The organism is Protofrankia sp. CiP1_Cm_nod4 (assembly GCF_982290645.1).
In genome coordinates, this window is the sequence record NZ_CEVIVC010000015.1 from 48,547 (window position 1) to 59,661 (window position 11,115).

An 11,115-nucleotide genomic window follows, 5' to 3' on the forward strand; every position below is an offset into this window, starting at 1 on the left:
CGGGAGCGCCGCGAACATGGCGACCATGCCGACACTCATGATCAGACGGCATCCGTGGACGCGGGCGGACGCGCCCCGCGCCCTGCCCACGAGCGGGCTGGTCAGCTGGATGACCAGCCGGCCGGCCCGCCCGTCCACCGAGCACGACCGGGTTCCCGCCGGGCATGGACGTGCCGCCAGGCGCAGTACCAGGGCGGCCGCGGTGAGGACGGTCAGCGCCGCGAAAAGCAGGAGGAAACCGATGGTCAGGTCATCCGCCGACCACCATCGCAGCGCGTTCATGTAGGCCATCGCCAGGCCCTCGACCGCGAGCAGCGCGCAGCAGCAGGCCCCGGCCGCGCCGGCGTCGTGATGGCCGGTGCCGCGATCGTCAGTGCCGTGCCGGCCGGCCGCCGGTTGTCGAAAGCGTCCCGGATCATTTCCCTGAACCGCGTTGGCGGCCAGGAACACCGACGAAAGGAGCAGATAGCCCCAGGCCGGCGTGGCCCCGGTGAGAAGCCGGCCGGTGCCGGCCTGCCAGGCCGGTGGGCTGAACATGTACGCCATACCGGCCGCCACGAGAAGATGGCCGGTTTCGGTCAGCACGGTGCTCCGTTCTCCGCCGGCTCGTGCCATCCGCGCCGACCGCCAGGCGTGCCAGGCGTGAAATCCCGCGAGAACGGCGAACACCAGCGCCGCGGCAAGCCGAAGCGGGCCGCCAGCCGTGCCGCTCGGCCCCGCGACCCCCGGTACATGATGTACATGGTGCATACGGCACCGCCTGGTCATGCCAAGGCCCACGTTCACGCGGAAAATCCCGGAAAGTTCCCGGAAACCTCGTTCCGAGGACAGCCGGATACGCACCGGCCAGGCCCGGTGCCGGGCCGGCCGGAGCCGGGTGACCGTATACCTTTGCTTTTGTCTCGGTCGGTGTTCTTCGGTACCGGCGGCTGACCGGCGGCTACTGCCCGGCCGAATCCTGGATGCCGGAGGTGACGGCCAGCGCCGAGTCGAGGACGCTTTCCAGTGCCCCGGACTTCGCCTGATCGATTATCTCGTAGAACTGGTCGACACTCATCTGCACCTGCTGGCCGAAGTCGTCCACGAGGACGATCCGGCGCTCGGCCGGGGCGTCATGGTCGACGAACAGCTGCGGACAGCCGCAGCTGCATTTCCCGCAGAAGGTCACCAGGTGCTGCCGGGCCGCCCCACCGGCATCCGGCACCGCGTCCGCTGGAGTTTCGTCACGCACTGTCCCCACCTCACCCGCCTGGCCGACGCGTCGGCATGGCCAACCTGCTCGCAACATCACTCACAGCGTAAAGAGCCTCACGCCACCCTGTCCCCGTTTCCGTGAAATCACAACGAAAACCCTGCCCCGGGCCGGGGTCCGCCCAAGAATCGGTGCGACGGGCAGTGATGTAACGGACGATGATGCGGCGGGCGTGGAAGCCATCCGTCCCATCGCGGTCTGTGCACCGCGGGCAGGGGGCGAGGCCATGATGGATCGTCATGCTGGGCCGTTTCGTGGGCTCGGGATCCAGGGATGGGCCACCCCGAAGTCGGCCCTGGTGGTGACCGGATGCGGCCCCGCCGCCGGGGACTGGTCGCGGACCTGTCACTGGCGGTCGAGAATCCGCTGGGCTCCCGCGGTCGTGGGAGGCAGGCGTCAGGTCGTTTTCGTGACGCTTCAGTACATTAGGTGGCGCTATAGATACATATGGTATCAATAGTCATAACTTGTACCGACCGAGTTTGGTAAGCGTACGTTGGGGTACTACTGTAACTCGTTGTTACATCTCACGGTGAGGGCTGCGGCGGAACAGGTGGGCCGGGGAGGTGTCACCCGGCCGGGATCCGCGGCCCGGAGGCAAGGGGGCGCGGAAGAGGTCCTAGCCAACGCCAGGTCACGACCTGCCGCCCGGCCGGACGGGTGGCGAGGGGGAGGCGGCCTCGGCGGCAGTGGGGGTGGTCCGGTTTTTTCAGGGGCCTGCGACGACGCGCCGAATACCGTTTCGCGTCGTCTCCGGCCCATTCTGGTAAAGGGGGGTAGTTCTCATGGAAAGCTCACGAGAGAGGGGCGTCCGTGCGTACGCTCGACCCCATCACCCTCGACCTCGACGCCATCGAGGCCGGTAAACTCGCCAACGGCATCACCCTGAGCCTGCTCATTCCCGCGCGCGGCCCGGAAGCGGCCCGGACACTGGGTAACATCGTCGCCCTTAATCGCCAGCACTGGATGCTGGAACGCCCGGTGCTGGACGAGATCGGTGTCGTTGTCGACCCGTCGTCCGACGGCGACGAGCATGACCTGGTACGTACAGCGACGGAAGCCGGGGCGAGCTGGGTCGTTCGGGGGCGGTCGGTCATCGGACGTCACATGAAACACGAGCCGCCCTCCTACGGGGGCAAGGCCGGCGCGATGCGCAGCCTCGCCTACCTGGCATTCGGCGACCGGTTCATATTTCATGACGCCGACCTGGAGCACTACGACCCGCTTACCGTGGGCCTGCTGGCGGCGGCCGCGACCACCGGCAGCGCGTCGTTGTTCGTCAACGGCAGTTCCCAGCGGGTGACCGGCGACGGCCGGCCCGGCGGGCGTACCACCGAGATGCTGCGCTCCCTGCTCTCCAAGCAACTGGCCCACTACGTCCCCGCCGTCACGGCCATCCAGCAGCCGCTCATCGGCGAGTTCGTGATCGACGCGGACCTCTTCGGCTCGCTGGCCTTTTCCCGCGGGTACGGCGTGGAGACCTCCCTGAAGGTGCTCGCCCTGGATTTCCTGGGCAGCCTGAAATGTGTTCAGGTCGAACTTCCGGTCAAGTACCAGGTCGGTCAGGACTATCGCGACCTCGTCAAGCAGTTCCATGAGATAAGCTTCACGGTCGACGTGCTGGAGGCATATTTCTCCCGCCGTCGGATCGATGCGCAGGTGGCGATCTGGGAGATCGCCGACAATTATGACCTGTTGCACCCCGGGCGTACGTACGCGCTGCACCGTCCGCCCGGTTACGACGACACGGCGTTCGTCCCGCGGCTTGGTTTCTACCAGCCGCTGGCGAATTCGCGGGCCTACCAGGCGCGGATTCCCGAGATCAAGGCAGCGCGCCACGCGGCGCTGAAGGCGCTCGAACGCCGGATGCGGGCGTCCGCGTAAGTGGGCTGGCCGGCCCCGGGCGCGCGCCGCCGGGGCCGGCCCGTCGTCCGTGGCCGTGCCCGGCGGCGCGCCACCCGGCCGGCACAGCCCCCGGCGGGCGGCCACCCGGCCGGCCATCGGCTCGCCGGTACTCCGGCCGGTCTACTCCGGCCGGTCGCGTTCCTGCCGGCCGGGCACGAAGTCGACCGGGCCCTGGTAGCCGCACCGGAGCAGGGCGTCGAGCATCTGCTGGTCGAACAGCGCGCCCACGTCCCGGATCACGGGGGGCAGATGACCGAATAGCTCCAGGGACAGGAACCCGTGCAGCTGCGTCCAGACGATCAGACAGGCGGCGAGCCCTTCCGACGAGATCGCGTTACGGGTGTCGGCCCGCCATTCCTCGAGCTCGGCGCGTAACGCCGGCGTGAGTTCGGCGGCGAACCGGGACGGGTCGATCAGCCCGGCGCCGATCGCCTCGGCCATGCACCGGAACAGCACCGCGACCGAGCGCTCCGTGCCGTCGCAGGGCTGGCTCGACGGCGGGATGTAGTCCAGCCCCAGCGTCCCGAAGATGAGCATGTACTCCGTCACGTGCTGGTGTGACCAGCGGCGGTAGGCGCGGGTGACCTCGAGCCAGCGCCTGGCATGGTTATCCGTGGGCGCGAGGTCGAAGGCCTCCTCCAGCGTGTCGGCCAGGGAGGTGAACCCGTCGGCCACCAGCGCGGCGATCAGTTCGTCCCGGCTGGTGAAGTACCGGTAGAGGGCGGATGGCGTCAGCCCCATCGCCCGGGCCACCGCCCGCAGTGACACGCCGGCCGCGCCGTGCTCGTCGAGCTGGTCGCGGGCGGTCTGCTTGATCTCTTCTATGGTGGCGAGACGGAGGCGTTCGCGTCTGGAGACCGGCTGGGTCACGCTGGTCATGCTGGTTCGTTCGGTGAACACTGTCAACTTTTTCGACCGGGTGTCTTGACTGCGCCCGATGTACGCGAACACTGTTCTCCAGAACGACGACGACTCTCCGGAGGTCCCGGTGTTCGCACGCCTCGCACGTCTGGTCACGCGCCGTCCCGGGCCTGTCCTGCTGGCAACCCTGCTGCTCGTGGGCGCGACGGCCGTGCTCGGCGTCACCGCCTTCGGCAAGCTCCAGACCGGCGGGTTCGACGACCCCCAGTCGGGCTCCACCCGCGCCGACGAGGTGGTGCAGGCGCGCTTCGGCGGCCAGCCCAGCCTGATCCTGCTGGTCACGGCCCGCGCCGGGACGGTGGACGCCCCCGACGTCACGGCCGCCGGCAGGGAGCTCACCCGGGCCCTCGCGGCCGAGCCGGGCGTGCACAGGGCGGTCTCGTACTGGGACGGCGGCGGGCCGCCCCTGCGTTCCGAAAGCGGCAGGCACGCGCTCGTGCTCGCCTACACGTCCGACGACGACGTGGCGGAAGGCCTCGTCGCCCGGTATGAGAAGGCCAGGGACGCCCCCGGCCCGGTGACGGTGGCCCCCGGCGGGGCAGCCGCCATCGGCGAGAACATCAACGACCAGGTCACCGCCGACCTCGCCGTGGCCGAGTCGGTGGCCATCCCGATCACGATGCTGCTGCTCATCGCGGCCTTCGGCGGCATGGTGGCCGCGTTGCTGCCGCTGGCCGTCGGCGTGGTCGGCATCTTCGGCGGGCTCGCGATCCTCTCCGTCCTCGGCAGCCTCACCGATGTCTCGATCTTCGCGGTCAACCTCACCACGGCCCTGGGCCTGGGCCTGGGTATCGACTACGCCCTGCTGATGGTGAGCCGGTTCCGTGAGGAGCTCGCCGGCGGGCGGGATCGTGCCGACGCGGTCGCCAGCACCCTGCGGACCGCCGGCCGGACGATCGTCTTCAGCGGTGCCACCGTCGTGGCGGCGCTCGCCGTGATGCTCGTCTTCCCGCCCTACTTCCTGAAGTCGATGGCCTACGCCGGCATCGCCGTGACGGTCTTCGCGGTCCTCAGCGCGACCGTGGCGCTGCCGGCGATACTCGTGCTGCTCGGGCCGCGGGTCAACGCGCTGCGGGTCGGCGGGCTGATCGGGCTGATCCGCCGCCGGCGGGCCGCCGCGGCGGGCAGCCCCCGGGAAGCTTCCGAGTCACCCGTCTGGCGTGCCATCGCCGCCACCGTCATGCGCCGGCCCCTGATCACCGGTGTGCCCGCCGTCGCCGTGCTGCTGGTGCTGGGCATCCCCTTCCTGCATGTCTCCTTCGGCACCCCGGACGACCGGGTGCTGCGTGACACCGCCTCCAGCCGGCAGGTCGGCGACGTCATCCGGACGGACTTCGCCGCCGACACCGCCGCCGCCGCGACCGTCGTGCTGGAGGGGCGTGCCGCCGGCACCGCCGGGGGTGGCCCGGTCGGTGGCCCCGCACTGGAGGGATACGCGCGCGACCTGTCCTCGTTGCCCAACGTGGCGCGGGTGAACAGCGCGGCCGGCACCTACGCCGCCGGCCGCCAGGTGGCGCCCCCCACCCCCGCGGACTCCCGGTTCTCCGCCGGTACCTCGACGTATCTCGAGGTGGTCCCCTCGGTCGACCCGGCGTCGGACACCGGGCAGGATCTTGTCAGGGGCGTGCGCGAGCGGCCCGTTCCGGCCGGGGCGGCAGCGCTCGTCGGCGGCCCGTCCGCGGTGCTCGTCGACGGCAAGGCGACCATCTCCGATCACCTGCCGCTGGCCGTCGGGCTGATCGCGCTGACCACGTTCGTGCTGCTCTTCCTGTTCACCGGCAGCGTCGTCATGCCGCTGAAGGCCCTGGTGCTCAACGCGCTGTCACTGAGCGCCGTATTCGGCGCCGCGGTCTGGATCTTCCAGGACGGCCACCTGTCCGGGGCGCTGGGCTTCCTGCCCGGGCCGCTGGACACCTCCATGCCGGTGCTGCTGTTCTGCATCGCGTTCGGCCTGTCCATGGACTACGAGGTGTTCCTGCTTTCCCGGATCAAGGAGGAGTACGACCACGGCGTCCCGAACACCGAGGCCGTCGCCACCGGCCTCGCCCGCACCGGGCGGATCGTGACCACCGCCGCGGCGCTGCTCGCGGTGACCTTCGTGGCCTTCGCCACGTCGTCGGTGACGTTCATGCAGATGTTCGGCATCGGCACGGCCCTGGCGATCGTCCTGGACGCCACCCTGATCCGCGGGGTGCTGGTACCGGCGTTCATGCGGCTGGCCGGCAACGTCAACTGGTGGGCGCCACGGCCGCTGCGGGCCCTGCACACCCGGATCGGGCTGGTGGAGGCGCCCCGGCCGGAAGCCGCCCACAACACGCCTGCCGAGAATGTGGGAATCGTCGGACATGAGCTGGTAAGACAATCCGAAAAATAAATCGGTATGCTCGTCATGGTGTTTTCTGTTACCGGTCACAATGTGGAAAAAACCATCGAGAATGCATCGCAGACCCTTGTCACGACCTCGTTTCACGTTCTAGCCTCAATACTGTCGGAGACCCGCTGGACCGTAACCGGACGCACGATTGGCGGCGATTGTGACCAGTTCTCCCGGGTGTGGTCGTCCGCACCCGTCGGTGACCACTCGCTGATACCGGGGCGCCGGGCACGGCGGTACGGCCGGTATCCAACTGAATCTTGCGGCAGAACTGGTGGAGATGCTGCCGCACGGCTCGCGGGGGCGGCCGTGGACGGATCGGCCGCCCCCGCGAGCGACCCGGGGCCCGGCTTTCCGGAACCACGTGCCCTGACGCCGTGCCCTGACGCCGTGCCGGTGGCTCACAGGCGCTCGAAGGCGCGGCGGCGTTCCCAGTCGGTGACGGTCGTCTCGTAGGAGGTGAGCTCGGCCTCGGCGGCGTGCGCGAGATGGTCGACGACATCGTCGCCGAACGCCGCCCGCGCGATCTCGCTGGAACGCCACAGCCGCTGCGCCTGCCGTAACGTCCTGGGCAGCCGCGTCACTCCGGATGCGGTGAACGCGTTCCCGGCCGTCGCCGGTGGCAGCGCGAGGTCGTTGTCGATCCCGTACAGGCCGGCCGCGAGGATCCCGGCGACCGCCAGGTACGGGTTGGCGTCACCGCCGGGCACCCGGTGCTCGATCCGCAGCGAGCTGCCGGAGCCGACGACCCGTACCGGGCAGGTGCGATTGTCCCGTCCCCAGGCGATACCGGTCGGCGCGAACGAGCCCGGGGCGAGCCGCTTGTAGGAGTTGACGGTCGGCGCGAACAGCAGGGTGAACTCGGCCATGCAGGCGAGCTGCCCGGCCACGAACGAACGCATCAGCCTCGACATCCCGGCGAGATCCGCCCGCTCGGCCGCCGCCTGGCCACCCGGCGCCCGCCCAGCGCGGCTCCGGTCGACCGGCGGCCGGCTGGCCGGAGCCCGCTCGGTCGACGCCCGTCCGGGCGCGGCCCAGCCCGCGGACGCCCGCTCGGCCGGCTCCTGGTCGGCTGCTGCCCGCCCGGCTTCCAGCGGCTCGGCGGCGAACACCGCCGTGCCGTCCCGTCCCCGCAGGGACAGGTGAACGTGGCAGGAGTTTCCCTCTCCTTGATCGTATTTTGCCATAAAAGTCACTGCCTGCCCGGCATGCGCGGCAAGATTTTTCGCCGTCGTCTTGTACAGGACGTGGTTGTCGCAGGTGCTCATCGCGTCGTCGTAGCGGAAGACGATCTCATACTGGCCCGGGTGGACCTCGGCCCGGGCCGACTCGGCCCGTATCCCCGCGTCCGCCATGGCCCGTCTGATCGTCCGGACCAGCCCGTCCATGTCGGACGTCCCGATCAGGGAGTAGTCGACGTTGTACCGGGACGCCGGGGTCAGGCCGCCGTACGAGCGGTCGGCCGCCTGCTGGTAGGACTCGGTGAATACCAGGAACTCCAGCTCGGTACCGGCGAGCGCGGCCAGCCCCCGGCGGTGGAGCCGGTCGAGCTGTCCGCGCAGGACGGCCCGGGGCGCGACGCGGACCACGCCGCCGTCCGGCCACCAGGCGTCCGCGAGCACCACGGCCGACCGCGGGTGCCACGGGGCGCGGCGCAGGGTCGCGAGGTCCGGTACGAGCCGGAAGTCCCCGAAGCCGGCGTCCCAGGGCGCGAAGGCGTAGCCGGCGTCGGTGTCCATCTCGACGTCCACGGCGAGCAGATAGGCGCAGGCGGGCAGGCCGCGCGCGAGCACGTCCTCGATGAAGTGGTCCACCGACACCCCGCTGCCCTGGAGACGGCCCTGTAGGTCGGGAAGGCCCACGAGCACTTCGTCGATGCCGTCCGGGGAGCGCGTGGACGCCGCGAGCCGCCGCAGCTCGTCGACGTCGAGGAGGCCGGGATGCCGCCGCGCGGGCCGGTTCAAGCCGGCCGGGCGGTTTCACGCGGCAGCCGGGCCGGCGCTCCCGCGCCCGTCGTCCGGCCGCCCGTCGTCCGGCCGGCCGCCATCTGGATGTTCGCTGTCTCGTTGTCGAGGCTCATCGCCGGGCTCCCTCGGTCTTCGACGGGTTGGTCTTCGGGGTCACGCCGCCGGCGGCTGCGCTGTCGGGAGTCGCGCTGCTGGGGGCTGCGCTGTCAGGGGGCGCGGTGCCGATCGTCAACAGGTGCAGGGGGCTGGCCACCTGGCCGTGGCTGACGTCGAATCCGCCGTCCCGGTCGGGCCGGTCGTGGAAGCCGGTGCCGGCGAGCTGCTCCCGGTTGAGGCAGACCCGGTCGAAGGTGGGCGCCAGCAGGCCGAACAGGGCGAACCGGTCGGCATGCTCGGGAAAGGCACGGTGATAGTTCTCGATCTCGGCGCGGACCAGCGTCCAGAACTCCCGCTCGTCTACGCCGAGATGGTCCTCGAGGACGACCGCGAAGAACCGGAAGTGTCCGGCGCACAGCGCCGAGAGGATCGAGTGGGCGAGGTCGGATGCGGGCCAGCGCCGCAGGTACCGCGCGGCGGACGCCGGCAGGTCCGCCTGCTCGGGCCAGCCCTGCCAGCCCTGCCGGCCGTCGTCGGTGTGGGCGGCGTCGACCAGCTCTATGTCGGCTCCGAAGTCCTTGAGCGCGATTCGGGCCGGGATGTCGTCACCGTCGAAGACGAGGATGACGTTCTCGCCGTGCGGGGTGAAGGCGACGCCGTAGACGTACAGGTAGTGCAGCAGCGGCGGCAGCAGGCAGGACAGCAGCGCCCGCAGCCACTCCCGCGCCCCGCGGCCCGAGCGGGCCACCAGCTCGCCGACCAGCGCTCGGCCGTCGGAGCCGACGAGTAGTAACGAGGCGAACGTCCGGGCCCGTTCGCCGGGGGCGAGCAGGCTCTCGACCGGCTGCCGCCACAGGACGCCCAGCATTTCGTGGAAGCGGTACGGCGCGCCTGCCAGCTCCCCGTACGCACGGTGGGTGACGGTGGCCCCGGCGACCTCCGGCAGCGGGAGCACCCGTGTGACGTCCCGCAGGAACGCGTCGGCGTCCCGGACGCCGACCAGCCAGGCGGAGGTGTCCGGGCCGGCGTGGGCGTCGTCGGCTGACATCCCTCGCCACACCAGCGTGTTACGGATCATCAGCGCAAGTTTGACATTGAACCGTGCTGGCCGGTCGATGTTCGCCAAAGTGCGTACGGACTGAAGCGGAAGGTAGCGATCGGGTGCTTCGCCGAGCAGCACCAGCCGGCCGGTCGCGATCTCGGCGGCGAACAGCGGCGCGATCACGTGTTCCCACTGCCAGGGATGCACCGGCAGCCAGACGTACTCCTCACAGGCAGCGTCACAGGAAGCGGTCGTCTCCTCGCAGGCCGTGTCACAGCCTGCGGCCGGCTCCTCCAGGTCCGTGCCACCGGACGCGACCGGCTGTGCTGGGACGGCATCCGCCGCCGTTGGAGGGTCGTCGTCACTGTCCGTATCGGGTCCTGCGTCGCTGTCCGCGGCCGCGAACCGGGCCGCCAGCCTCGCCGCGAACGCCGTCCGGGTGGACGCGTCGAGTTCGGCCGCCAGCAGCCGCCGCTGGGTCAGGAGCTCGCCATCACCGACATCCTGGCCGTCGCCACCGGACGCTCCGGCCCCGGCCGGCCCGGCAGTCGTGAGGCCGGCAGTCGTGAAGGTGGCCAGCTCCGGATGGGCGGCAACCCACAGTAGCCGCAGGGGGGTGGTTGCCTCCGGGGTGTAGCGGTCCGCGTCGGCGAGGCCGAAGCCCAGCCGTCCCTTGTTCGCGACCATGCACGGATGCCCGGTGGCGAAGCCCTCGAGCTCGGTGTACGTCGCGTCCGCGAGCTCGGCGGCAGAGCGGGCGGCGGCGAGCAGCCGCACGTCGGCGGCGTGCGTCGCGGTCAGCTCGCGGACGACGTCCGCGGTGACGTCATCCGGCCAGCCGAGCAGGCTCGCGGCGTCCAGGACGAAACGTACCGGGTCGTCCGCGGGGGCCGGGTCGTGCGACGGGGAGTGCCCACCGCGGGCCGTCGGCGCTGGGCCGTCCGTGGGGGCCGGCCGGCCACCGGGCCGGTTATCCGGCCGGCCCGGTGGGCCCGCGCGGCGCAGCGAGGAGGCGTCCAGCCACCAGGTGCCGAACGTGCCGCGGCTGGCGGTGAACGTGTAGGTGACATCACCGCAGGCCAGCCGGTAGCCGGCCGGTTCGCCGCGCCCGACGCGCGCCACCGGGGGCGTGGCCGCGGACAGCCCCGCCGGCCCGGTCACGCCCGCGAGGTCCGTGGTATCCGCCGGGCGCGCGGGATTCGTCGCGCCCGCCTGGTTCGCGGCATGTACAGCATGTACGTCACCAGCCGTGGTTACGGCGTTAGCCGTATTAGCCGTATTAGCCGTATTAACGGTGTTCGCGGGGCTGGCGACGGGCTGTGGGCGCAGCAGTTCCTCGTAGGAGAACTCCGCGATCAGCTTTGCCAGCAGGGCCTGCCCAGCCACCCGCCACAGGCGCGGCCGGCTCACGGCCCGCTCGTGTCCGTCCACTGCCCACCTCCGCTGGTTGGCGCGGGAATATCACCGTGCCGTGGACGCACGGCCGGCCCAGCCGCCGTGTCCGTCGATCCGGCCGCCAGGCCGGTAGCCGGCCGAGGCCTACCCGGGCCACGGCCCG

General features: G+C 70.9%; 7 protein-coding genes. 2 read left to right on the plus strand and 5 right to left on the minus strand.

Features of this window, described 5'->3' with window-relative positions; all coding sequences use genetic code 11:
- Both AC5LSR_RS05300 and AC5LSR_RS05305 read right to left on the minus strand, forming a co-directional pair.
- On the minus strand, positions 1–585 hold a 585-nt coding region (locus AC5LSR_RS05300), incomplete at its 3' end, for a DUF5134 domain-containing protein (protein WP_493468214.1).
- 355 nt (positions 586–940) lie between these two features.
- Entirely contained in the window at positions 941–1,231 is a 291-nt protein-coding gene (locus AC5LSR_RS05305) for a hypothetical protein (RefSeq protein WP_250287318.1), read from the minus strand.
- Between the two features lie 834 nt (positions 1,232–2,065).
- On the opposite strand from AC5LSR_RS05305, the gene AC5LSR_RS05310 reads away from it, so the two are divergent.
- The gene (locus AC5LSR_RS05310) at positions 2,066–3,136 is read left to right on the plus strand and encodes a glycosyltransferase family protein (RefSeq protein WP_493468215.1); all 1,071 of its coding nucleotides are present in this window, start codon (positions 2,066–2,068) and stop codon (positions 3,134–3,136) included.
- Positions 3,137–3,277: 141 nt separating this feature from the next.
- Here the strand turns inward: AC5LSR_RS05310 and AC5LSR_RS05315 are convergent, their stop codons facing one another.
- A complete protein-coding gene (locus AC5LSR_RS05315) occupies positions 3,278–4,036 on the minus strand; it encodes a TetR/AcrR family transcriptional regulator (RefSeq protein WP_250283991.1) in 759 nt (252 codons plus the stop codon).
- 109 nt (positions 4,037–4,145) lie between these two features.
- On the opposite strand from AC5LSR_RS05315, the gene AC5LSR_RS05320 reads away from it, so the two are divergent.
- Positions 4,146–6,452, plus strand: a complete 2,307-nt coding sequence (locus AC5LSR_RS05320) for an MMPL family transporter (protein ID WP_493468216.1) — start codon at positions 4,146–4,148, stop codon at positions 6,450–6,452.
- Positions 6,453–6,853: 401 nt separating this feature from the next.
- On the opposite strand, the gene AC5LSR_RS05325 is transcribed toward AC5LSR_RS05320, so the two are convergent.
- Together AC5LSR_RS05325 and AC5LSR_RS05330 are read right to left on the minus strand one after the other, a co-directional pair.
- Positions 6,854–8,416, minus strand: coding sequence for a glutamine synthetase family protein (locus AC5LSR_RS05325; RefSeq protein WP_250283995.1), 1,563 nt, complete (start codon positions 8,414–8,416; stop codon positions 6,854–6,856).
- 112 nt (positions 8,417–8,528) lie between these two features.
- Positions 8,529–10,988 (minus strand): IucA/IucC family protein, encoded by a 2,460-nt coding sequence (locus AC5LSR_RS05330; RefSeq protein ID WP_493468217.1) that lies wholly within the window; start codon positions 10,986–10,988, stop codon positions 8,529–8,531.
- Between the last annotated feature and the right edge of the window lie 127 nt (positions 10,989–11,115).

Bases quoted from the DNA above. Each gene is read 5' to 3' on its own strand.
- AC5LSR_RS05315 (WP_250283991.1), bottom strand. From the start codon at position 4,036: ATGACCAGCGTGACCCAGCCGGTCTCCAGACGCGAACGCCTCCGTCTC.